Source organism: Mesobaculum littorinae (assembly GCF_004011175.1).
GTDB classification, from domain to species: domain Bacteria; phylum Pseudomonadota; class Alphaproteobacteria; order Rhodobacterales; family Rhodobacteraceae; genus Tranquillimonas; species Tranquillimonas littorinae.
This window is the reverse complement of record NZ_RQXX01000003.1, coordinates 477889-500509: the sequence shown is the minus strand read 5'-3', so window position 1 is coordinate 500509 and position 22621 is coordinate 477889. Positions and strand designations below refer to the sequence as shown.

Sequence of the window (22621 nt, the reverse complement as noted above, 5' to 3'; positions counted from 1 at the left end):
TGAAAGCGCCCGCGTCACTCCGCCCCTTTTCACCGGCTCTGACGTTCGGCTAGATGCTGCCATGCTTCGCCGGATCGCCCCTCGTCTCTTCACCCTCTGCGCCATCCTGGCGATCGCGGTGGCGTCGGCGTTGTCCGCGGCGCAGATGGCGCCCGACCGGGCCGAGGCCGCGCAGGCGGCGACCCTCGCGGCGCTCGGTATCGCCGACCTCGATCTCTGCGGCGACGAGGCGGGTCACGACCACCGCTGCCCCTTCTGCCACCTGCTGCCCGAACCGCCCCTGTCGCGCGCCGTCCTTGCCCGCGCGATGGAATTCCCGGGCACCGCGCCGATCCCACGCGGCGACCTGCTGCACGGACCCGACTTTCGCGACCCCGCGATTTCGGCCCGCGCGCCACCCCGCTTCGTCTGACCGACACCACCCCAGGATCCCGCGGCCCGCGTTGAGCGGTCCGCCCTTCTTTCAACGGCAGCGCGCGTCCCTTGCGGCGGCTGCCCGGTCATGGACGAACCTATGAAACTTGCTCAGATCACCTGCACCGCCGCGGGCCTTGCCCTGCTGGCCCCCGCCGCCATCGCGCACGTCACCGTGGTGGCCGAAAAGTCCGCGCCCGGCGCCACCACCAAGCTGACCCTGCGGGTGCCGCATGGCTGCGACGGCGAAGCCACCGAAGAGATCCGCGTCGAGCTGCCCGAGGGCGTCTACGCGGCAAAGCCCATGCCCCACGCGGGATGGGAGATCGACACCGAAACCGGGGCCTATGCCACGCCCTATGACAATCACGGCACCGAGATGACCGAAGGCGTGCGCAGCATTACCTGGTCGGGCGGGTCGCTGCCCGATGACTTCTACGACGAATTCAGCTTTCGCGCCGCCCTCGGGGCCGAACTTGCGCCCGGTGCGGTCCTCTACATGCCCACGGTGCAGACCTGCGCCACGGGCGAAGAGGCCTGGACCGATACCTCGGGCGGGCATGACGGCAAACCCGCACCGGCCCTGACGCTGGCCGAAGCCCCGACGGCGCCCGCCCATGGTCACGATCACGGGCACAATCATGGGCACACCCACGATCATGCCGCGCAGGATCATGCCGCACACGACCATGGCAGCGACGGTCACGCCATGCAGGCGCAGGCTGCGGGGGCGACCGCGGATGTCACCCTCGGCGACCTCACGCTGTCTTCGGCCTTTACCCGCGCGACGCTGCCCAATGCCCCGGTGGGCGGCGGCTTTTTGACCGTCACCAACGACGGAGACACCGACGACCGGCTGATCGCGGCCACCTCTCCCGCCGCCGGCCGGGTCGAGATCCACGAGATGGACATGGACGGCGACGTGATGCGGATGCGCGAACTGGCCGACGGCCTGCCGATTCCCGCAGGCGACACCGTTGCCCTGCAACCCGGCGGCTATCACCTGATGCTGATGGAGCTTGCCGCCCCGCTGGTCGAAGGCGAGACGGTCGACGTCACCCTGACCTTCGAGACGGCTGGCGAGGTCACGCTGCCGCTGGCGATCGGTGCGCCCAACGCGACCGGCGCGGGGCACGAGGGGATGCACTGATGCTCGCACGTATCGGCAAGCTGCGCCTCGCGCTCTGGGTCGCGGTGGCGGTGGCGCTTGCTGCCATCCTCTGGCTGCAGGTGATCGAGCCCCGGCTCAGCGCCGCCGTCGCGGGCAATTTCGGCCGGGGCGATTACGAGCTGACGACCACCGACGGTGATCGCTTTACCGAGGCGTCGCTGAAGGGCGCGCCATCGGCGGTGTTCTTCGGCTTCACCCACTGCCCCGAGGTCTGCCCCACCACGCTGGGGGACATCGCCACCTGGCAGGACGCGCTGGCCGAAGAGGACCGCGACCTGCGCGTCTTCTTCGTCACCGTGGATCCCGAGAGGGACACGGCAGACGTGCTGGGCGACTACGTGTCGTGGGTGCCGGGCGTCGCCGGGGTGACCGGCTCGCGGGACGAGATCGACAAGGCCATCGATGCCTTCCACATCTACGCCCGCAAGGTCCCGCTGGAGGGCGGAGACTACACGATGGACCACTCGGCCAACGTGCTGCTCTTCGACGCGGAGGGTCGGCTGTTCGAGCCCATAGGCTACGGCGAAGGCCCCGACCGCGCGCTGGACAAGCTGCGCCGCCTCTTCGCGGCCTGACCACCCCCGGGGCGCGCCCCACCTACGCGGGCGCGCGCCCCGGACTGCTCTCCCCTCTCGCAAGGCGGTGGGGCGGGGGCGCGAAGGGCGCGCGCACTTCCCCAAAAGGATCGCAGTGCCGTCGCCTGGCCGGCCCGGCATCACCTCCGCCCATCGCGCAGCGCAGGCGTTTCGCACGGCATGCCGCCGCGCTTCGACGCGTGCCGGACGTCCGACCCTGCAGGGAGGGGTGTCTGCCAAGCGCGACACAGTCGGCGTCATCTGTCAGGAAGATCAGTGGTGAGCCGTGCAGGATTCGAACCTGCGACCCACTGATTAAAAGTCAGTTGCTCTACCAACTGAGCTAACGGCCCACTCGAGGCGCTCTCCTAGACGGGGTGGCCGGGGGGGTCAACCCCAAACCGCGCGGGACTTTCAATGACCTGAAGACAAGCGTATAGCGCGCGCCATGACCGACACGCGCCACACCCCCGGGATTCCCTTTGCCAAGATGCACGGCCTTGGAAACGATTTCGTCGTGCTCGACCTGCGGGCCGGCGGCTCCCCGCCGCAGCCGCGGCTGGTGCAGGCCCTGGGCGACCGGCACAGGGGCGTCGGATTCGACCAGCTGGCGGTGATCGAAACCGATGCCGGCGATGCCGACGCCCGGCTGACCTTCTACAATGCCGACGGATCGCTGTCGGCCGCCTGCGGGAACGCCACCCGCTGCATCGCGCGGCGCCTGCTTGACGAAACCGGCGCGACCGCGCTGTCGCTGCGCACGGAACGCGGACTGCTGACGGCGCGTGACGCGGGGGGTGGCCTGACCTCGGTCAACATGGGTCCGCCGCTTCTGGACTGGGACGCGGTGCCGCTGGCCCGGGCGATGGATACGCTGCACCTGCCGATCGCGGGCGACCCTGTCGCCACCGGCATGGGCAACCCGCATTGCACCTTTTTCGTCGCGGATGCCGAGGCGGTGGACCTGCCCGAATTCGGCCCCGCGCATGAGCATCACCCGCTTTACCCCGAGCGCACCAATGTCGAGGTCGTGCAGGTGCTGTCGGACACCGAGATCCGGGTGCGGATCTGGGAACGCGGCACCGGCATCACGCTGGCATCGGGGTCGTGTTCGTCTGCCGCGGCGGTGGCGGCCGCACGGCGCGGGCTTACCGGGCGGCGGGTGACGGTGCGACTGGATGGCGGCATGCTCGACATCGACTGGCGCGACGACGGCGTCTGGATGACCGGCCCCACCGCGCATGTCTTCGACGGCGTGCTGACCCCCGAATTCCTGGAGGCCCCGGCATGAACGCGCCCGACCCCAAGCTGAAGCTGCCGAACCTGTCCGCGCCGGTGTTCTCGACCCATGGCTGCCGGCTGAATGCCTACGAAACCGAGGCGATGAAGCGCCTGGCGACCGAGGCGGGACTGGGCGACGCGGTGATCGTCAACACCTGCGCCGTAACGTCCGAGGCGGTGCGCAAGGCACGGCAGGACATCCGGCGCCTGCGCCGCGACAACCCCTCCGCGCGGCTGATCGTGACGGGCTGCGCCGCGCAGACCGACCCCGACAGCTTTGCCGCGATGGACGAGGTCGACCACGTGGTCGGCAACTCGGAAAAGATGGCGCCCGCGACCTGGGCCCGCCTCGCCCCTGATTTCACGGGCGAGACCGAACGTGTGCTGGTCGACGACATCATGTCGGTGCGTGAAACGGCCAGCCACCTGATCGACGGCTTCGGCACCCGCAGCCGGGCCTATGTCCAGGTCCAGAACGGCTGCGATCACCGCTGCACCTTCTGCATCATCCCCTATGGCCGGGGCAATTCCCGCTCGGTCCCCGCGGGCGTCGTGGTGGACCAGATCCGGCGCCTGGCCGCCGAGGGGTTCAACGAGGTCGTTCTGACGGGCGTCGACCTGACGAGCTGGGGCGCGGACCTGCCGGGCACCCCGCGGCTGGGCGACCTGGTGCGCCGGATCCTGAAACTGGTGCCCGACCTGCCCCGCCTGCGAATCTCATCCATCGATTCGATCGAGGCCGACCCCGCGCTGATGGCCGCGCTGGCCGAGGAAGAGCGGCTGATGCCGCACCTGCACCTGTCGTTGCAGGCGGGCGCCGACATGGTCCTGAAACGGATGAAGCGGCGCCACCTGCGCGGCGATGCCATCGCCTTCTGCCAGGAGGCGCGGCGCCTGCGCCCCGACATGACCTTCGGCGCCGACATCATCGCGGGCTTTCCGACCGAGACCGCGGAGATGTTCGCCGACAGCCTGCGTCTGGTCGAGGAGTGCGGCCTGACATGGTTGCACGTCTTCCCCTACTCGCCCCGTCCGGGCACGCCCGCGGCGAAGATGCCGCAGGTCGACGGCCGGGCAATCCGTGACCGGGCCGCACGCCTGCGGGCGGCGGGGGCCGCGGCGGTCTCGGCCCATCTTGATGCGCAGGTCGGGCGCACCCACAGGGTGCTGATGGAAAGCGACCGGATGGGCCGGACGGAGCATTTCGCCGAGGTCCGCTTTGCCAGCGATCGCCCCGTGGGCCAGATTGTCGAGGCCCGGGTCACAGGCCGCGATGGCGACGCGCTGACAGTCGCCTGAGGCGCAAACCGGGCAGCGGTCCCCGGCCTGCGCCGCCCCGCCCTGCCATGCTGCCTGAGTGACGCCCTGCAGGCCCTCTGATCCCTGTGGCGTCGGTCGCCCGCGTGGACGAGCTGCGCGGCAGAATCGACCCTACTCCAGCGCCGCCTGTGTCTGCGCGCATCGCGCGCCGTCGTAGAATGTGTCAAGCACGCGGGCAAAGACCGGGTCGGCGCCGGGCTGTGCGGCGAAGAGGGTCATCGACGACCGCAGCTTCATCGCGTCGATGCCGCCGAGTATGTCCTCGGGCGGGGTGTCGGGATGCGCCAGCATCGCCTCTGCCGCCCGGACCAGGCGGGGGCCCAGCACCGGATCGTCCAGATAGGCGCGCGCCTCGGCACCATCGCGGATCGCGTAGTGCTGCGCGGTCTGGGACCTGCCCAGGCCCTTGAGCTGCGGAAAGATCCACCACATCCAGTGGCCGGTCTTCGCCCCGGCCCGCAGCTGCGACAGCGCCTGGTCGTAACTGTCCGCCTGAGCCTCGTGGAAACGGGAAAGATCCTGTGTGGGCATACCCGCCTAACGCGCGGCCCGCGCAGACGGTTGCGCGATGCCGAAGACCGACCCGCGAAAGCCCCCCGGGATGGGGGGCGCGCCGCCGGGGTGGACCCCGCCGCCGCCCCGACGCCTCAGGCCGGGCGGTCGGCGTGGCCCAGGTCACGCTCGGGCCAGGCATGGTCGCGCAGCCGCTGCTTCAGCGTCTTGGCGTCGGGAAAGCCGCCATCGGCCTTGCGCTCCCAGATCACCGCGCCGTCGCAGGTGATGACGAAGACGCCCCCCGTTGCGGGGATCAGCGTCACCCGCTCCAGGTCCTGCCCGAAGCTCGACAGCAGCTCCTGCGCCATCCAGCCCGACCGCAACAGCCAGTTGCACTGGGTGCAATAGGTGATCTCGATCGCCGGGCCGGGCCCGGGCGCCTCAGGCGGCATAGTCCGACCCTTCGGCGTCCAGGATTGCCTTGAGCTCGGCCAGGTGCCGGGCGTCCATCTCGGGGTAGTCCTCAAGCTCCTGCGCGGTCTTGGCCGCAATCTCGTCCGACAGGCGTTTCAGCGGCATGCCGGTCTGCAATGCGCGCACATAGGTTTCGGCCGCGCGCTCGAAGTAATAGAGCCGGTTCCACGTCTCGGCGACGGTATCGCCGATCACCATGACACCGTGGTTGCCCATCACCATCACCTTCTTCTTCGGGTCCGAGAAGAGCGCCGCGCACCGCGCTCCCTCGTCTTCGAAGGCAAGCCCGCCATAGTCGGCATCGATGACCACGCGGTCGAAGAACATCGCGGTGTTCTGGTCGATGGGCGGCAGCGTCGGGTCCTGGAACGTGGCCAGCACCGTGGCAAAGATCGAATGCACATGCATCGCGCAGCGCGCATGCGGGCAGTGCCGGTGCAGCCCGCCATGCAGGCCCCAGGCGGTCGGATCCGGGGCATCGGGGCCGGTCATCGTCTCAGGGTCGTCGGCATCGATCAGCAACAGGTCTGACGCCTTGATGCGCGAGAAATGCATCTGATTGGGGTTCATCAGGAACCGCCGCCCCGAATCGTCGATGGAAAGCGAAAAGTGGTTGGCCACCGCTTCGTGCATGTCGAGCCGCGCCGCCCAGCGAAAGGCCGCGGCCAGATCAACCCGCTCCTCCCAGTGTTCGAGGTTCGGGCGGGGCGTCGGCGCGTCGGGCGTCATGGGCATCCTCCTTCAATCGGTCGATCAGCTGCGCCGACCCTAGGGGCCGGACACCGGATTGGCCAGTTCGCGCAGAGTCCCTTCATCGGCGGCCGGCACGGGCGGCCCGGCGCGCAGGCCTTGGCGGCGATCGACGCCGCGCTATGTCGCGGAAAGACAAGGAAGAAAGGAGACCCGGGATGACCGATCTGCCAAAATACACGCTCAGCCCCGCGCCGCAGTCGGATGCATGGGTGCTTCGCGCGGATGATGGCAACACCGAGGTCGCGCGCTTCGACACCAAGACCGACGCCCTGGCCGGTGGCGCGCTTGAGGCCGCCCTGCCGGACGGCCGCGGATCGGTGAAGATCCAGAGGGAAGACGGCGTCTTCGAAGAAGAGCGCACGTACCCGCGCAGCGCGGATCCGCGGCGCTCGCCCGGCTGAGGCCTAGACGAATCCCAGCCGCTTGAGTGCGGCGCGGGCGGTGTCCCGGCGCACCGGAGGCCCGCCGAGGGCGTCGCGGTTCAGCTTCACGACAAGGGCATGCAGCCGTTTGGTCGAGATCTCCTTGCGCAGAAAATCCGGAATCGTGTCTTCCGGCAGGGCGAGGATGGCTTCGGCATCGGACGTGGCAGAAATCGTGGTCGACATAAGGACCCCCCAAAAGCGTTCCCAGTGGTCGTAACGATTATTTAACAAATCCCCGACTGGATGTAAGCGCCCAATTTCGGCAGTGCAGCATTGCTGGCGCGCCACGCCCGCGGCACGGCGCCACGCGTCCGGGCTCAGACCTTGGGTCGCCGCAGGGTATCGCCGTATTGCAGGTTCGGGGCCAGCTCCAGCCTCTGCCCCGTCTCGGTCAGCGCGCCGCTGGCCCGTTCCGCGACGATGCGCGCGGCGGCGCGCCCGATTTCGCGCCGGCCGGCATCCATCGTCGCCAGGCGGGCGGGCAGACCGTCCAGAAGCTCCATTCCGTTGAACCCAGCGAGGCCCAGCCGCTGCGGTACGCCGACCCCGTTCTCAAGGCACCACAACAGCCCGCCGGCACCGATCATATCGTTGGAGTAATAGATGAAATCCAGGTCCGGGCTGCGCTGGAGGATCTTCTGCGTCAGCTCGCGCCCCTTAAGCAGGCCAGATCCGCCCTCGTAGAATTCCTGATCCACGATTTCGCGACCATCCTTGGCCAGCGCCTCGGTAAAGCCTTCGAACCGTTTCCGCGCGCGGTGATCCAGCGGCATCTTGGTGCCGATGAACCCGATCGACTCGTATCCCTGCCGCACGATCGCCCGCGCCGTCTCGCGCCCCGCGCGGCGGTGCGAGATGCCGACCACGGCGTCGATGGCCTCGCCGTCGGTATCCATGATCTCGACCACCGGTATGCCGCTGGCCTTGAGCATCGCGCGGCTGGCCGCGCTGTGCTCCAACCCGGCGAGAATCACGCCCGAGGGCCGCCACGACAGCATCTCGTACAGGACGTCCTCTTCCTTTTCGGGACGGTAGTCGGTGAACCCCAGGACAGGCTGCAACGGCGTGTCGTCCAGCACCTCGGAGATGCCCGACATGACCTCGGGGAACACCATGTTGCGCAGCGACGGCACGATCACCGCGACAAGGTTCACCCGCGACGAGGCCAGCGCGCCTGCGATCTTGTTGGGCACGTAGCCCAGCTGTTTCGCGGCGGCGAGCACCTTTTCGCGCGTGGTCTCGGACACGTCGCCCCGGTTGCGCAGCACCCGGCTGACCGTCATCTCGCTGACGCCCGACGCTTCGGAGACGTCGCGCAGGGTCATCGGGCGGCGCGGCGGGATCGCGGGCGCCTCGTCATCCAAGGCGGCAGGGTCGGTCGGCGGCAGGGTCGGATCGTCGGTCACGTTCGGGAAATCCTGTAAGGACGTTCAGTTAAACGCATTCTCCGCGCCGCTCCAAGATCAACCTGCGCCGGCCAGCACCGGTGTCGCCCCCGTGCAGCAGGTCAGGGCCGCAACGGCCCCCCGAGGGCGCCCAGAGGGGCGTGACAGCCGCCGCGGGGACCGGTAAGAGGCACGGGGCGGCCCCGTGGCTCAACTGGATAGAGCAATCCCCTCCTAAGGGATAGGTTGCAGGTTCGAATCCTGCCGGGGTCACCATCCCTCCGCCACCCATGATCCTGCCGCGGCGCGGGCGTCAGAAGCGGGGGTTCAGCCCCAGCTCGTCCTGGCACTCCGGCGCCACGATCCAAGCCTGGAGGCGGGTGCGGATATAGGCGCCGGCAGACGTGTCGAACTCGGCCACCGGATCGGGCGTGGGCATGCCGTCGCAGACAAGGTTGCCGGGCCGGTCGATGTAGAGCACCCGGTCGTAGGCGCCGACGGGCAGCGGGAAGTGCTTTTCGTAGTAGTTGGCGGCGCGCCCCTGCGGCACCGGCGCGAAGACGGGGATCGTCGAGTCGCGCCCGGTATAGAACAGGTCGGCCAGGATGCCGCGGTGATCGGCGACGATGGCCCCGGCCCCGGTTTCGACGGCGACGCTCAGGATCTGCTGCGTCATCTCGTCGGCGCCGATATAGCGCCGCAAAAGCGGCTCGCCGCCCGGGCGCACGGCCGCGGGAAAGAGCGACAGCACCGCCACCGTCAGGCACAGCGCGCCGTTCACCGCAAACGAGGCCACCAGCCAGCGCCGCCGGTCGAGCAGGAACAGGACGGCCGCCAGCAGCCCGGGGTAGTAGGCCGTGACTGCCCAGTTCTCGTAGGCGCGGGCCAGAAGCGCCTGCACGCAGATCAACGCCACGACCGGCAGCGACAGCCAGACCAGGCTGCGCAGTACCGGCGTCCTTCCCCGCACCGCGGCGATCAGCAACGCGCCCATCATCACCGGGCCGAACACGCCGAACTGGCTGAGGAAGAAGCTTCCCAATTCGTCCCAGTGCAGTATCGGCCCCGCGCTTTCGTCGCTGCGCACCCACTCGATATTGTCCATGGTGTGGGCGACCGTGGTCAGATCGTGGGTCAGGTTCCAGACGACATTGGGCGCGGCGACCAGCACGAAGCCCACCAACATCAGTGCCGCCGCCCGCCATCCCGGCCGCGCGGCGGGCACGAAGATGGCCGCAAGGGCCGCGGTGCCCAGCAGGTAGATCGCCGCGTATTTCGCCAGGAAACCGAAACCCAGAAGCAGCCCTGCCAGCAGCGCGTCGCGCTGACTGGCGCCGCGCAGCAGCCGCAGGTAGCACAGCAGCGCGCCGGCATAGAACGGCGCAAGGATCGTGTCGGTGGTGATGAGCAGCCCACCCACGGCCGTCATCGGCAGCGTGACATAGCTGACTGCCGCCCAGAATGCGGCGCGCGGGCCGGCCAGTTCGCCCGCCGCACGGCCCAGGATCACCGCCGTGAGGCCATGGCACAGCGGCGCTGGCAGGCGCACCCAGAACACCGCGTCGGATCCGGCAAGCTCGGTCACCGCCCGGATCACCCAGCCGATCAGCGGTGGCTTGGAATAGTATCCGAAGTCCAGCCGCTGTCCCCAGAGCCAGTACTGCGCCTCGTCGACGTAAAGGTCGATGTCGTTGACGGCCAGCACCACCACCCGCAGAAGCGTGACGCCCAGCACCACCGCCAATGCCGGCCGCAACCCTTCGCCGGGGCCTGTTTTGTGCGCGGCGTGCATCGGCTCAGACTTCGTTCTTCACCCTGGGCCCGCCATCCTCGGCCTCGCTGGCGGCGGGCTCGTCCTCGTGGCGTTCGGCGTGGATCAGGTACAGGTTCCGGGCATAGATGAAGATGCCCGTCGCCTGTCCCAGCACGAAGACGGGGTCGCGCCGGTACAGCGCATAGGCCAGCAGGACCACACCGCCGCCGATCGAGAAATACCAAAACGCGATGGGGATGTAGCTGCGCCGCGCCCGTTCAGAGGCGATCCATTGCACGAGGAACCGGCCGGTGAACAGAAGCTGCCCCAGAAGACCAAACGCCACCCAGGAGAACTCGCCCCAGCTTTCGACGTGCAGCATGCTGAAAACGAAGTCCATGTCGTGTCAGCCCCCAGTGCCCGTGGAACGATCGGAAAGGTCGTCAACCGGCATGGTCTGGGACCGAAGCATGGTGTCGGACCGACCCCCGGCCTCGGACGGGACCATGGCTTCGGACGGCACCGCACGTTTGCGCCTGCGGATCAGCCAGAGAACGCCCATGAGATCGACCGCGCCCACAAGCCCGCGTTGCAGATTGTTGTATTTCGACGTGCCGCCGCGCCGGGGCCGGTGAGAGACGTCGACATGCGCCACCGTCCAGCCGTCGCGCACGAAGAGTGCGGGCAGGTAGCGGTGCATGTGATCGAAATAGGGCAGGCCGAGAAACCCCTCGCGCCGGAACGCCTTGAGCCCGCAGCCCGTGTCGCGCGTCCCGTCGTTCAGCAGCGCACCGCGGATCGCGTTCGCCGCCCGGCTGGCCAGCTTTTTCGAGGTCGTGTCCTGCCGCCCGACCCGTTGGCCGGCGACCAGCCCCAGATCCGGACCATGCTCACCCAGGAAGGGTGCGTAAAGGCGCGGCAGTTCCTCGGGCGGGTTCTGGCCATCGCCGTCCAGCGTGGCGACGATCGGCGCCCGGGCGGCACGAACCCCCGAATGGATCGCGGCGCTTTGCCCCGCGGCGCGGGGGTGGCGCAAAAGCCGCAGGTGCGGCACCTCGCCCGTCATCTGCCGCACGATGTCCGCGGTCGCATCCTCGGACCCGTCGTCGACGACGATGATCTCGACCGTCTCGCCGGCACAGGCCGCAGCGATCCCCCGGATCAGCTCGGCGATGTTCTCGGCCTCGTTGCGGGCGGGGGTGACGATGGAAATCTGGGGCATGCGGCCTTGCTACGGAATGCGATCCGCCAGCAATAGCGGCGGCCTCGGGGCGAGGACAAGCACGTAGGGACGAAAACCGGCCGCCGCAAGCTGACGACGGCACGTCGACGCCGTCCCGGTGCATGGCTGCAATAGCCGCCGACCGGACGTCGCGGGCGGCGGGTCCGGCCCGCCACCCCGTCGCGGACCGGTCGGGCGCGGGTACCGGGGGCAGGTGAGGCGACCGGCTGGTCAGGCGACGGGGGCCGCGCCTAGACCATCCGGATCACGTTCTTGTCGATGGCCAGCATGTAGCCCTTGCGCGCGATGTTCTTGACCAGAAGCTCGCTGACCATCTGGTTGCCCAGCGCGTCGCGCAACCTTTTGATCCGGGTCGCGCCCGCGGCCTCGTCGCAATCGGCGGCCAGTCGGCCCGAGATCATCGCCTCGATCTCGGCCCCGGACAGCACGTCCTCGTCCATCCGCGCCTCGGCCAGCACGCTCAGGGTTTCGATCGCGGCCTGGGTCAGCTTGAACTCCATGTCGTTCAGGTAAACCGTGTTCTCGTCCCGGCTGATCATCAGCGACGACACCTGGATGCCCTGACGCTCGATCTCGCCCATCCTGCGGTTCAGCGCCACCAAAGCGACCAGGAACACCAGCGTCGCCACCAGAAGCCCGGTGGCGAAGACCAGAAGGACGAAGATCACCATGCGGTAGCTGGCCAGGACGTCCGAAAAGGACGTGCCGGACTGGGCGAGGATCTCAAGCAGCTTGATCTCGGCGGCGTCGGTCAGGTCGTTTTCGACGAAGATCCGCTCGACCCGCTGGTTGAAGGCGTTGGCGTCGGGCAGCGTCGCGAAAAGCAGGACGGCCGCCAGCGCCAGGATCGCCACCACCGCCGCAACCCCGAGGGTGATCACCCGCGCGGTAGACCGCCGCGTGTCAGTAGCGAAGGAAATAGTCGGACGCACTGCCCCGCCTTTCATCCAGCCCCTCGCGCCCGAAGGTCGACACCACGCTCAGCAGGGTCCAGCCATCGGCCGCCAGCCGCCGCTCGATCTCGGCCCGGCGCGCGGCGGCATCGTTGCAGAGGTTCTGGGGCAGTTCAATCACGCCGTAGTGCAGCTGCAGAGGGCCGCCGTCCCGCTTGGCCTTGTAGTCGGCATAGCAGGCGGCGGGCGCGGCGGCGGCCTGCAGGATCAGGGCCATGGCCACGGCCAGGGGGGCGAGGATACGCAACAGCATGGGATGGGCGGCTCCTTTGCGTGGCGGGCGGGGCGGCGGCGCGCCGGTCCCGGGAAGAATGGGGCAAGCCTGCGGCGGACGGGCCGGATAAGCAATATCCACAGGCCCCTCTGCCCCGCGCTATCCGATAACAACGGCGCGATATTGCCTGTCGGCAGGGGCAGCGCCCAGATCGAAGCCAGCAGATCGGGCCACGCACCGGGCCACTCACCTGAACAGCCCCGGGCGGTACCGCCCAAGCCCCGGGCTCCGAGACGGGGCCGCCCCGCAAGACGCCGCATACGGAGAGCCGTCATGATCCACGCCCTGCCCCGCCGGAAGCCCGGCCCGAACCAGGGGCCGACCGCGCGCAAGGTGCCACGGCATGGTGCAAGCGCCCTGTCGTGGCTGGCGGCGCCGATTATCGGCTTCGCGATGACCTGCGGTCTTGCTTCGGGCGGCGTGGCGCAGACGCGCACGGACATGGGGGCGGATACGGGCTTTGCGGCCCCCTTCGACGGGGCGATGCTGCAGCTTGCCCGGGACCGTGAAGGCTGGGCCGATGGCCGCGCCTACAGCCCGTCGCACGACGGCGGGCTGCCCTACTGGCTGGACGATGGCCGCGGGAACCATGGGCGCGATGACCGCGACCGGGGGGGCCGGGGCCGGCACCCGGGGCGCGGACATGGCCATGGCTGGGACGACGACCGGGGGCATGGCGGCCGACATGACCGGTGGCACGACGATCGACACGGAGGGCCCCGCCACGGCTGGGGCCGCCCGATGCCCGAGTCGCTCGACCTGCCCCGCGCCTGCTTCCACCGGATCGAAACGCCGCACGGGCTGGCCGAGGTCTACGGGACCGACTGCCTGGCGCGGCTTCGGGTGAGGGACCTGCCGTCGCGGTGCCGCACCCGCATCTATGCCTATGGCTATCCCGGCGACGTCTACGACGCGCGCTGTCTTGGATACGTCATGCGGTGAGAGGTTGAGGCCCGGCTGACCGTCTCCGTGTGACGTAAGGAGGCGGCTCCGGCGAGCAGCGGCGTGGGAGTCATCCCGCACATCTCCGTTCCACGCCGCACCGGGGCAGGGGCCCTCTGGGTCCCTGCCCCACCTTCCGGATGGGCGGCATCGCACCCCGCCCATCCGATCCCGCCTCCGACCATCCGGACGCGGACGACCCTTGGATAGTCCGGCGGGCCGACAGCGCACGCGTCCGCCCCACACCGCTGATCCGGCACCCGACCGCGCCCAGCCAGCCAGCCAGCCAGCCAGCCAAAGCGGAAACCCCGCGCCGTCTGCAGAGCAAACGCCCTTTCCACCATGCGGATCCGGCGCCCTTGCCCGCGGCTTCCACGCACTTGCTTGCCCCGTGACAGGCGCCCCAGCCGCCCGCGTCGCGGCACCGGACGCCTCGCGCCGGCGCGACGGCCGCGCAAATGGCAGCGCAAACGGCGCCCGCGCAGTGCGCGCAACCGCGTGCCGGGTTCCCAAGTCACGCGAATTCGTATAGGCGAGCGCAATCTGAAATGCGGCGCGCCGGACCCCGCGCGCCACGCGAGACGACAGACCAGGGGTCGGAGGCAATACGGCCTCCACGCAACAGGGACCGCGGGGACCGCCCCGTTCATGGTCCGACAAGGATACGCTGATGTTCAACGTTACCACGAAATCCATGCAGTGGGGCGACGAGACCCTCACGCTCGAAACGGGCAAGGTCGCCCGTCAGGCCGACGGATCGGTCATCGCCACGCTGGGCGAAACCTCCGTCATGGCCAACGTGACCTTCGCCAAGAGCCAGAAAGAGGGGCAGGACTTCTTCCCCCTCACCGTGCACTACCAGGAAAAATACTATGCCGCGGGCAAGGTGCCCGGCGGCTTCTTCAAGCGCGAGGCGCGGCCGACCGAAAAGGAAACGCTGACCGCGCGCCTGATCGACCGCCCGATCCGCCCGCTCTTCGTGCCCGGCTTCAAGAACGAAGTGCTGGTGATGTGCACCGTGCTTAGCCACGACCTGGTCAACGACCCCGATGTCGTGGCGATGATCGCCGCCTCGGCCGCGCTGACCATCTCGGGCGCGCCCTTCATGGGCCCGATCGCGGGCTGCCGCGTCGGCTTCGTCGATGGCGACTACGTGCTGAACCCCGATGTCGACGACATGCAGGGCCTGCGCAACAACCCCGAGCAGCGGCTCGACCTCGTCGTCGCGGGCACCAAGAACGCCGTGATGATGGTGGAATCGGAAGCCTACGAGCTGACCGAAGCCGAGATGCTGGGCGCCGTCACCTTCGCGCACGAGCAGATCCAGCCGGTGATCGACCTGATCGTCGACCTGGCCGAGGACGCGGCGAAGGAACCCTTCGACTTCACGCCCCCGGACTACTCGGCGCTTTACGACCGGGTCAAAAGCCTGGGCGAAGACCAGATGCGCGCCGCCTTCGGTATCCGTGACAAGCAGGAGCGGACGAACGCCATCGCCGCCGCCCGCGACACGGTGAAGGCCCAGCTGTCGGAAGAGGAAGCCACCGACCCGAACCTGGGCTCGGCCTTCAAGAAGCTCGAATCGGCGATCCTGCGCGGCGACATCATCCGCGGCGGCGACCGGATCGACGGCCGCGACAAGGAAACCGTGCGCCCGATCGTGGCGGAAAACGGCATCCTTCCGCGCACCCACGGGTCGGCCCTGTTCACCCGCGGCGAAACCCAGGCGCTGGTCGTGACCACGCTGGGCACCGGCGACGACGAGCAGATGATCGACGCGCTTCAGGGGACCTACCGGTCGAACTTCCTGCTGCACTACAACTTCCCGCCCTACTCGGTCGGCGAAGTCGGTCGCGTCGGAAGCCCCGGCCGTCGTGAAATCGGTCATGGCAAGCTGGCCTGGCGCGCCCTGCAGGCGGTCCTGCCCGCGGCGACCGATTTCCCCTACACCATCCGCCTGGTGTCCGAGATCACCGAATCCAACGGCTCGTCGTCGATGGCGTCGGTCTGCGGCGGTTCGCTGTCGATGATGGACGCGGGCGTCCCGCTCAAGGCGCCGGTGGCCGGTGTGGCCATGGGCCTGATCCTGGAAGACGACGGCCAGTATGCGGTTCTGACCGACATCCTGGGCGACGAGGATCACCTGGGCGACATGGACTTCAAGGTTGCCGGCACCGAGAACGGCATCACGTCGCTGCAGATGGACATCAAGGTCGCGGGCATTACGCCCCAGATCATGGAAGAAGCGCTGGCCCAGGCCAAGCGTGGCCGGATGCACATCCTGGGCGAGATGGCCAAGGCCCTGACCGAGGCGGGCGACTTCTCGGTCCACGCGCCGCGGATCGAGACGATGCAGATCCCGACCGACAAGATCCGCGAAGTGATCGGCTCGGGCGGCAAGGTGATCCGCGAGATCGTCGAAGTGTCGGGTGCCAAGGTCGACGTCAACGACGAGGGCGTGATCAAGATCGCCAGCGCCAACGGCGAAGCCATCCAGAAGGCCTACGACATGATCTACTCGATCGTGGCCGAGCCCGAGGAAGGCAAGGTCTACAAGGGCAAGGTCGTGAAGATCGTCGATTTCGGCGCCTTCGTGAACTTCTTCGGCAAGCGTGACGGGCTCGTCCACGTCAGCCAGATCGAAAACCGCCGCCTGAACCATCCCAGCGACGTGCTGACGGAAGGTCAGGAGGTCTGGGTCAAGCTTCTGGGCTTTGACGACCGTGGCAAGGTGCGCCTGTCGATGAAGCTCGTCGACCAGGAAACCGGCCAGGAAGTGACCGAGGAAAGCGCCGAGTAAGGCGCCCCCTCCCACACTGAACGACGAAAGGCCCCAGCAGAAATGCCGGGGCCTTTTGCATTGCGACCCGAAGGCCCGGAGGGTGGCGAGGATCCCGCCGTGCCCCTCGCGGCGCGTTCGGACGGGGCTAAAGGCGGGCCAGCAGCTCTGCCTTCTTCTTTTCGAATTCTTCGCGCGACAGCAGGCCGCGTTCGGCCAGCGCGCCCAGACGCTCGATCTGCGCGATAACGTCATCGGCGTCATGGACGCGGGCGGGCGGGGCCACGGGCGGAGGGGTGGGCGGCGATCTGTCCTCGGTCATCGGTGTCTGGGTCGCCCCGTGGGGCACGCCTTGCGCACGCGCCGGATCGCCGCCGTCGACGCGGGTCAGATCCTCGGCGCGGACGGTGCCGTGCTGGCTGGAAAAGCTCAGGGTCTGGGCGCCCGATTGCGCCTGTGACACGCCGCCGATGTCGTGGTCGCCGGTATCGTAAAGCTCGGTCCGGCCGTTGCGTTCGATCGCCAGCCTGCGGCGCCCGGGAAAGACCGCGTAGCGCATCGCGTTCTGGCTGCCGCTGCTGGACGGGCGGCCCAGGTCGGGCGGCCACCAGTCGCCACCGCCGGCCCGCTCGAACTCCGATCGCTCGAAGAGCGCGCCGCCCCAGGCGGTGCCTGCGCCGCGCCCCTTGGGTTCGGAGACCTCCAGCCCGCCCTCGCGGACCAGGGCGGCAGCGTCACGGATCACCGCGTCGACGCGCGCCTTCAGGTCTGAATTGAACATGTCGCCGATCATCAGCATGCCCCCGTCGGACCACTGTCCCATGCCGCCCAGATCGGGGTGATTGAACTGCGCCTGCCGCCCCTGGCCTGCCGCCAAAGCGCGCAGCAGATGTTCGATCGCACCGCGGCTGATATCATGGCGCTGCGCCAGATCGTCCACGGCGCGGCGTCCCTTGTCGGTCAGCATGGCGCGGTCTCCTCCTCGGTCTCCCCCGTCCCAACGCGCGAAGGCGGCGGGCAGGTCCGCGGGACGAATGAGAGGCCCCGGCAAGCGGCGCGCACCGGGCCGCGCCGTGTTCCGGGCGACCCATGGGGTGGCGGGCGCGCACCGGGCGGCGGCGCCGGTCGGCACGCCCCGGGCCAGCAGAGCCCATGCAGGCCGGCGCATCCGGGCGCGCCAGGCCCGGACATGCAAAGGGGCGCCCCGCGGGACGCCCCTTGAACACCGGACCACGCGGGTCGGCGTATCAGCCCGGCAGCTGCGCCTTGCGCAGGTAGGGCAGGACGGTGGTGAAGTCGCCGAACTTGGCCTTCGCATCCTCGTCCGAGACCGAGGCGGGGATGATCACGTCCTGGCCCACGGTCCAGTCGGCAGGGGCGGCCACGCCGTTCTTTGCCGTCATCTGCAGCGCATCGAGCGCGCGCAGCACCTCGCCGAAGTTGCGGCCGACGGTCATCGGGTAGGTCATCGTCAGCTTCAGCTTCTTGTCCGGCCCGATGATGAAGACCGACCGCACGGTGGCGCTGTCGGCGGGGGTGCGGCCATCGGGCAGGTAGGCCTCGGCGGGCAGCATGTCGAAGGCCTTGGACACTTCGAGCTCTTCATCCGCGATGATCGGGAAATCGACCGCGGCGCCGCCGGCGGTTTCGATGTCGCCCTGCCACTTCTTGTGGTCCTCGACGCCGTCCACCGACACGCCGATCACCTTGGTGCCGCGCTTCTTCCATTCCTCGGACAGCTTCGCCACCGCGCCGAACTCGGTCGTGCAGACGGGGGTGAAGTCCTTGGGGTGGCTGAACAGAATGGCCCAGCTGTCGCCGATCCAGTCGTGAAAGCCAATGTCGCCCTGGCTGGTCGCGGCCTTGAAATCGGGGACGGTATCGTTGATGCGAAGTGCCATGTCACACCTCCTGTTAATGAATTTCTCACCCCCCGATATATGACCTGCGGGCCGGGGGGAAAGGCGGATTGCGGCAATTTGGAACAGGCATGCCGCCGCACCCCGCGCCGGGGCGCCAATGTCGTGCAGCGACACGGCGCGCGGGAACGGGCGTTTCAGCCAGCGCCGCCCCAGCCCTCGGACTGCATTTCGCGCAGGCGCGAGGCGGTGCGCTCGAACTCGAACGACCCCTCGCCCTCGATATAAAGGTTTTCCGGGATGGCCGCCGCCGAAACGATCAGGCGGGTGCGGGCCTCGTAAAGCGCGTCGATCAGGGTCACGAAGCGCCGGGCCTCGTTGAAGTTCGCACTGGACAGCTGCGGCACGTCCTCCAGCATCAGCACGCGCACCGCCTCGGCCAGCGCGAGGTAATCGGCAGCGCCCAGCGGCCGGCCGCAAAGGTCCCAGAACCCCGCCCGGGCGACGCCGTTGGAATAGGCGGGGATCGCGACCTCTCGCCCCTTCACCTTCAACGTCAGCCCCTCGCCCGGGCCGTCGGCAAGGTCGGCCCAGATCCGGTCCATCTCTGTGCGTGCGGCCCGGTCGGCGGGGGTGAAATAGACCTCGGACCCCGCCAGCCGGTCCTGCCGGTAATCGCGCACGGCATCCAGTTCGCGCACCGCCATGTGCTGTTTCAGAAGCTCGATGAAGGGCAGAAAGATCTGCCGGTTCAGCCCGTCCTTGTATAGATCGTCCGGCACACGGTTCGAGGTGGTGACGATCACCACGCCCGCCTCGAACAGCCGCTCGAAGAGCCGCCCCACGATCATCGCGTCGGCAACGTCGGAAATCTGCATCTCGTCGAAGCACAAAAGCCGCAGGTTCTCGCCGATCTCCTCGGCCACCGGCTTGATCGCGTCGTCGACGCCGCGCTTGCGGGCGCGGTCGAGTCCTGCGTGAATCTCCTGCATGAAGGCGTGGAAATGGACGCGCCGCTTGTCCTGCGTGGGCGCGGCGGCAAAGAACAGGTCCATCAGCATCGACTTGCCGCGCCCGACCCCGCCCCAAAGGTAAAGCCCGCGCACCGGCTCGGGCTTCTTCCACCCGAAGAAACCGCGCCGCGGCTCGGGCGCCTCCAACGCGTCGAGGATGCGCTGGAATTCGTCCAGCACAGCCTCTTGCGCGGGGTCGGCCGTCAGCCCGCCGTCGGCCACGCGTGCGGCGTAGAGATCGCGCATGTCTTCGCTCATTGCCTGGTCCTTCTGCAGCGGGCCCGGCGCGGTAACCCACGCCACTGGCTTCGGGTCCCCGAATATCCCGCCGCCCGCCGGTCCGAAAGGGTGCCGGGGCGCGGCTGGCACGGCGCACCGCTTTGCCCTACCCTGCCCGCGTCCCCGCCCGGAGCCTTGCGATGAAAGACAGCCCCGCCCCCAAGGGCCCCAGCTTTGCCTTTGAGGATGCCGCCCGCGCGCGCGGCGCCCTGCGCATCGCGGGCGTCGACGAGGTGGGGCGCGGCCCGCTGGCGGGGCCGGTGACGGCCGCGGCGGTGGTGCTGGATATCCGCGCGGTGCCCGAGGGCCTGAACGATTCAAAGAAGCTTGGCCGCGCCCGCCGCGAACGGCTGTCGGAAGAGCTGCATCGCTGTGCCGAGGTCTCGATCGCCCATGCCAGCGTCGAGGAGATCGACAGCCTCAACATCCTGCGCGCCTCGCACCTGGCGATGCAGCGGGCGCTGCAGGGGCTGTCGCGCCTGCCCTGCCACGCGCTGATCGACGGGCACATGTTGCCACGCAACCTTTGCTGTCCGGGCGAACCGGCGGTGCGGGGGGATGCGCGCAGCCTTTCGATCGCCGCGGCCTCGATCGTGGCCAAGGTGGCGCGCGACCGGATCATGGTGGAGCTTGCGCAACACTATCCCGGCTACGGCTGGGACACCAATGCGGGCTACGGGACGAAGGCCCATCACGCCGGACTCCGAGATCTTGGCGTGACACCTCACCATAGGCGATCCTTCAAACCTATCCACAACATCTTGTGGCAAGAAGATTTGCCAAGCCTCTGATTCAAAAAAGAAATTGACGGGGAATCGGGTTTCGTCGATCTTTTGTCCACAACGAGGGCCCACAAGAGGCCCCGGACATGAGGCAGAGATGAAGACGATGACAAAAAGCGGCGCCGCGGCGCTACCGCTCAATTCAATTGTGTCCGGCGACTGCATCGAGGTGATGCGGTCGCTGCCCGAGGCGTCGGTCGATCTTATCTTCGCCGACCCGCCCTACAACCTTCAGCTGAAGGGCGATCTGCATCGTCCCGACAATTCGCGCGTCGATGCGGTCGATGATGCGTGGGACAAGTTCGACACCTTCGCCGCCTATGACCGGTTCACCCGGGAATGGCTGGCCGCCGCCCGCCGCCTGCTGAAACCGCACGGCGCGATCTGGGTCATCGGGTCCTACCACAACATCTTTCGCGTGGGCGCCGCGTTGCAGGACGCGGGCTACTGGATCCTGAACGACGTCGTGTGGCGCAAGTCGAACCCGATGCCGAACTTTCGCGGCAAACGGCTGACCAACGCGCACGAGACGATGATCTGGGCCAGCAAGTCCGAAGGCGCGAAGTACACCTTCAACTACGAAGCGCTGAAGGCGCTGAACGACGGCGTGCAGATGCGGTCGGACTGGGTGCTGCCGATCTGCACCGGGCACGAGCGGCTGAAGGACGAGCGCGGCGAAAAGGCCCATCCGACGCAAAAGCCGCAATCGCTGCTGCACCGCGTCATGGTTGGCTGCACGAAACCCGGCGACGTCGTGCTCGACCCCTTCTTCGGCACCGGCACCACCGGCGCGGTGGCCAAGATGCTGGGCCGCGACTGGATCGGCATCGAACGCGATGCGGGCTACATCAAGGCGGCCGAGGCGCGGCTGGCCAAGGTGCGCAAGTACGACCGCGACGCGCTGGTCGTCTCGACCTCGAAACGGGCCGAACCGCGGATCCCCTTCGGCCAGCTGGTCGAACGCGGTCTGCTGCGCCCCGGCGAAATGCTGGTCAACGCGCGCGGCAAGCAGGCCAAGGTACGGGCCGACGGCACGCTGATCGCCGACGACGTGCGCGGATCGATCCACCAGGTCGGCGCCGCGATCGAAGGCGCGCCATCGTGCAACGGCTGGACCTACTGGAGCTTCAGCCGCGACGGCCAGAAGGTGCCGATCGACCTGCTGCGCCAGCAGCTGCGGGCCGAGCTGGGCTAAGCCCTTTCCGATAATCCACAAGTTACCGCCAGCGCCTGCGTTGTCTTTTCGCAGGCGCCACTTGCCCCGCCGGCAGTTGTCCGGCGGGGTTTTTTCCGTCCCCAGGGCACCTACCTACTGAACCGAAAAGTTCACATGAAAGGACACCTCATGGCCGACGAGATGCTTCAGATCCGGCTGGCAAGCCGCCCCGATGGCCGTCCGACGCCGCAGAACTTCGACCTCGACCGCGGGCCCCTGCCGCAGCCGGGCGACGGCGAGATGCTGGTGCGGGTAATCTGGCTGTCGCTCGATCCCTACATGCGTGGCCGGATGAGCGCCGCCAAAAGCTATGCAGATCCGGTCGAGATCGGCGACGTCATGGAAGGCGCCGCCGTGGGCGAGGTCGTGACCTCGAAAAACCCGGATTTCGCCGAGGGCGACGTCGTTACCGGCCGCTTCGGCTGGGTCAGCCACGCGATCTCGGACGGCACCCAGGTGCAAAAGCTCGACCCCGCGCAGGCGCCTGTCTCGACCGCGCTTGGCGTTCTCGGCATGCCGGGGATGACCGCGTGGACCGGGCTCAACCGCATCATCGGCATCAAGAAGGGCGAGACTGTGCTGATCTCGGCCGCGACGGGCGCCGTGGGGGCCGTGGCGGGCCAGATCGCCAAGGCGCAGGGCTGCCGGGTGATCGGCGTCGCGGGCGGCCCCGAGAAATGCGCCTATGCCGAGCAGGAGCTGGGTTATGACGTCTGCCTCGACCACAAGGCCGCGCAGGACGGCGAGACGCTGGCGAAACAGATCGCCGAGGCCGCGCCCGACGGCATCGACGGCTATTTCGAAAACGTCGGCGGCAAGACCCTGATGGGCGTGCTGCCCAACATGGCCGTGCACGGGCGCATCGCGATCTGCGGCATGATCTCGTGGTACAACGGCGCCAACATGGATCAGACGATGCCGCTGCCCAAGGCATGGTCGACGATCCTGACCAACCGGCTGAAGGTCGAGGGCTTCCTCGTCCCCGATCACTGGCAGCATTACCCCGAATTCGTGTCCGAGGCCGCGCCGATGGTGCAGGACGGCCGCATCAAGTACCGCGAGGATGTGACCGAGGGGCTTGAGAACGCGCCCGAGGCCTTCATCGACATGCTCGAGGGCGGCAATTTCGGCAAGAAGCTGATCCGCGTCGGCGCGGACGCCTAGGCAAGTCGCCCGGGGCGGGCGCCCGCGGCAGAAGCTGTCGGCGCGCGGGGGGCGCCCGTCTCTGCCGCTGT

General features: G+C 68.5%; 24 protein-coding genes and 2 tRNA genes. 12 read left to right on the top strand and 14 right to left on the bottom strand.

All coding sequences use genetic code 11. From position 1 onward, the window contains the following. Positions 1–61: 61 nt before the first annotated feature. From EKE94_RS11595 to EKE94_RS11585, 3 genes are all read left to right on the top strand, one after another. On the top strand, positions 62–412 hold the full coding sequence (locus EKE94_RS11595; RefSeq protein ID WP_127906758.1) for a hypothetical protein: 351 nt from the start codon (positions 62–64) through the stop codon (positions 410–412). Between the two features lie 102 nt (positions 413–514). Beyond that, positions 515–1564 (top strand): DUF1775 domain-containing protein, encoded by a 1050-nt coding sequence (locus tag EKE94_RS11590; RefSeq protein WP_127906757.1) that lies wholly within the window; start codon positions 515–517, stop codon positions 1562–1564. Beyond that, complete coding sequence (locus EKE94_RS11585; RefSeq protein ID WP_127906756.1) at positions 1564–2160, top strand: SCO family protein; 597 nt, start codon at positions 1564–1566, stop codon at positions 2158–2160. The genes EKE94_RS11590 and EKE94_RS11585 overlap by 1 nt, the downstream gene beginning before the upstream one ends. 277 nt (positions 2161–2437) lie before the next feature. Here the strand turns inward: EKE94_RS11585 and EKE94_RS11580 are convergent. Beyond that, positions 2438–2513 (bottom strand) — tRNA-Lys (locus EKE94_RS11580). A 95-nt stretch (positions 2514–2608) separates the two neighbouring features. On the opposite strand from EKE94_RS11580, the gene dapF reads away from it, so the two are divergent. Both dapF and mtaB read left to right on the top strand, forming a co-directional pair. Beyond that, positions 2609–3451, top strand: a complete 843-nt coding sequence (gene dapF / locus EKE94_RS11575) for a diaminopimelate epimerase (RefSeq protein ID WP_127906755.1) — start codon at positions 2609–2611, stop codon at positions 3449–3451. After that, on the top strand, positions 3448–4740 hold the full coding sequence (gene mtaB, locus EKE94_RS11570; protein WP_127906754.1) for a tRNA (N(6)-L-threonylcarbamoyladenosine(37)-C(2))-methylthiotransferase MtaB: 1293 nt from the start codon (positions 3448–3450) through the stop codon (positions 4738–4740). The genes dapF and mtaB overlap by 4 nt, the downstream gene beginning before the upstream one ends. Positions 4741–4872: 132 nt before the next feature. On the opposite strand, the gene EKE94_RS11565 is transcribed toward mtaB, so the two are convergent. From EKE94_RS11565 to EKE94_RS11555, 3 genes are all read right to left on the bottom strand, one after another. Then, entirely contained in the window at positions 4873–5292 is a 420-nt protein-coding gene (locus EKE94_RS11565) for a DUF1810 domain-containing protein (protein WP_127906753.1), read from the bottom strand. Between the two features lie 116 nt (positions 5293–5408). After that, positions 5409–5708 (bottom strand): SelT/SelW/SelH family protein, encoded by a 300-nt coding sequence (locus EKE94_RS11560; RefSeq protein ID WP_127906752.1) that lies wholly within the window; start codon positions 5706–5708, stop codon positions 5409–5411. Continuing rightward, positions 5698–6459, bottom strand: a complete 762-nt coding sequence (locus EKE94_RS11555; RefSeq protein WP_127906751.1) for a class II aldolase and adducin N-terminal domain-containing protein — start codon at positions 6457–6459, stop codon at positions 5698–5700. The genes EKE94_RS11560 and EKE94_RS11555 overlap by 11 nt, the downstream gene beginning before the upstream one ends. Before the next feature lie 179 nt (positions 6460–6638). On the opposite strand from EKE94_RS11555, the gene EKE94_RS11550 reads away from it, so the two are divergent. Then, positions 6639–6884: a DUF2188 domain-containing protein gene (locus tag EKE94_RS11550; RefSeq protein ID WP_127906750.1), complete on the top strand. Its 246-nt coding sequence runs from the start codon at positions 6639–6641 to the stop codon at positions 6882–6884. A 3-nt stretch (positions 6885–6887) separates the two neighbouring features. Here the strand turns inward: EKE94_RS11550 and EKE94_RS11545 are convergent, their stop codons facing one another. Continuing rightward, positions 6888–7091: a hypothetical protein gene (locus tag EKE94_RS11545; RefSeq protein WP_127906749.1), complete on the bottom strand. Its 204-nt coding sequence runs from the start codon at positions 7089–7091 to the stop codon at positions 6888–6890. A gap of 134 nt (positions 7092–7225) precedes the next feature. Then, complete coding sequence (locus EKE94_RS11540; RefSeq protein ID WP_127906908.1) at positions 7226–8233, bottom strand: LacI family DNA-binding transcriptional regulator; 1008 nt, start codon at positions 8231–8233, stop codon at positions 7226–7228. A 259-nt stretch (positions 8234–8492) separates the two neighbouring features. Between EKE94_RS11540 and EKE94_RS11535 the strand changes: the two genes are divergently transcribed. Further along, positions 8493–8569, top strand: a tRNA-Arg gene (locus EKE94_RS11535). A 37-nt stretch (positions 8570–8606) separates the two neighbouring features. On the opposite strand, the gene EKE94_RS11530 is transcribed toward EKE94_RS11535, so the two are convergent. The 5 genes from EKE94_RS11530 to EKE94_RS11510 form a co-directional block, all read right to left on the bottom strand. After that, positions 8607–10085 (bottom strand): ArnT family glycosyltransferase, encoded by a 1479-nt coding sequence (locus tag EKE94_RS11530; RefSeq protein WP_127906748.1) that lies wholly within the window; start codon positions 10083–10085, stop codon positions 8607–8609. A 4-nt stretch (positions 10086–10089) separates the two neighbouring features. Beyond that, positions 10090–10446: a lipid-A-disaccharide synthase N-terminal domain-containing protein gene (locus tag EKE94_RS11525; RefSeq protein ID WP_206615063.1), complete on the bottom strand. Its 357-nt coding sequence runs from the start codon at positions 10444–10446 to the stop codon at positions 10090–10092. A 6-nt stretch (positions 10447–10452) separates the two neighbouring features. Then, complete coding sequence (locus tag EKE94_RS11520) at positions 10453–11268, bottom strand: glycosyltransferase family 2 protein (protein ID WP_127906747.1); 816 nt, start codon at positions 11266–11268, stop codon at positions 10453–10455. A 251-nt stretch (positions 11269–11519) separates the two neighbouring features. Beyond that, the gene (locus tag EKE94_RS11515; RefSeq protein ID WP_127906746.1) at positions 11520–12236 is read right to left on the bottom strand and encodes a winged helix-turn-helix domain-containing protein; all 717 of its coding nucleotides are present in this window, start codon (positions 12234–12236) and stop codon (positions 11520–11522) included. Next, the gene (locus EKE94_RS11510; protein ID WP_127906745.1) at positions 12193–12495 is read right to left on the bottom strand and encodes a hypothetical protein; all 303 of its coding nucleotides are present in this window, start codon (positions 12493–12495) and stop codon (positions 12193–12195) included. Before EKE94_RS11510 ends, EKE94_RS11515 begins: the two co-directional genes overlap by 44 nt. Positions 12496–12789: 294 nt before the next feature. Here EKE94_RS11510 and EKE94_RS11505 point away from each other — a divergent pair, with 294 nt between their 5' ends. Together EKE94_RS11505 and pnp are read left to right on the top strand one after the other, a co-directional pair. Continuing rightward, on the top strand, positions 12790–13458 hold the full coding sequence (locus tag EKE94_RS11505; protein WP_127906744.1) for a hypothetical protein: 669 nt from the start codon (positions 12790–12792) through the stop codon (positions 13456–13458). Between the two features lie 670 nt (positions 13459–14128). Next, positions 14129–16258, top strand: a complete 2130-nt coding sequence (pnp, locus tag EKE94_RS11500; RefSeq protein WP_127906743.1) for a polyribonucleotide nucleotidyltransferase — start codon at positions 14129–14131, stop codon at positions 16256–16258. A gap of 127 nt (positions 16259–16385) precedes the next feature. Here the strand turns inward: pnp and EKE94_RS11495 are convergent, their stop codons facing one another. The 3 genes from EKE94_RS11495 to zapE form a co-directional block, all read right to left on the bottom strand. After that, positions 16386–17204 (bottom strand): SHOCT domain-containing protein, encoded by an 819-nt coding sequence (locus EKE94_RS11495; protein WP_127906742.1) that lies wholly within the window; start codon positions 17202–17204, stop codon positions 16386–16388. A gap of 280 nt (positions 17205–17484) precedes the next feature. Continuing rightward, positions 17485–18138, bottom strand: a complete 654-nt coding sequence (locus EKE94_RS11490; protein ID WP_127906741.1) for a peroxiredoxin — start codon at positions 18136–18138, stop codon at positions 17485–17487. Between the two features lie 155 nt (positions 18139–18293). Next, positions 18294–19367 (bottom strand): cell division protein ZapE, encoded by a 1074-nt coding sequence (gene zapE, locus EKE94_RS11485; RefSeq protein ID WP_127906740.1) that lies wholly within the window; start codon positions 19365–19367, stop codon positions 18294–18296. A 161-nt stretch (positions 19368–19528) separates the two neighbouring features. On the opposite strand from zapE, the gene EKE94_RS11480 reads away from it, so the two are divergent. From EKE94_RS11480 to EKE94_RS11470, 3 genes are all read left to right on the top strand, one after another. Then, positions 19529–20179 (top strand): ribonuclease HII, encoded by a 651-nt coding sequence (locus EKE94_RS11480; protein WP_127906739.1) that lies wholly within the window; start codon positions 19529–19531, stop codon positions 20177–20179. An 88-nt stretch (positions 20180–20267) separates the two neighbouring features. After that, positions 20268–21365: a site-specific DNA-methyltransferase gene (locus EKE94_RS11475; RefSeq protein ID WP_127906738.1), complete on the top strand. Its 1098-nt coding sequence runs from the start codon at positions 20268–20270 to the stop codon at positions 21363–21365. A gap of 150 nt (positions 21366–21515) precedes the next feature. Further along, the gene (locus EKE94_RS11470; RefSeq protein ID WP_127906737.1) at positions 21516–22550 is read left to right on the top strand and encodes an NADP-dependent oxidoreductase; all 1035 of its coding nucleotides are present in this window, start codon (positions 21516–21518) and stop codon (positions 22548–22550) included. Positions 22551–22621: the final 71 nt, after the last annotated feature.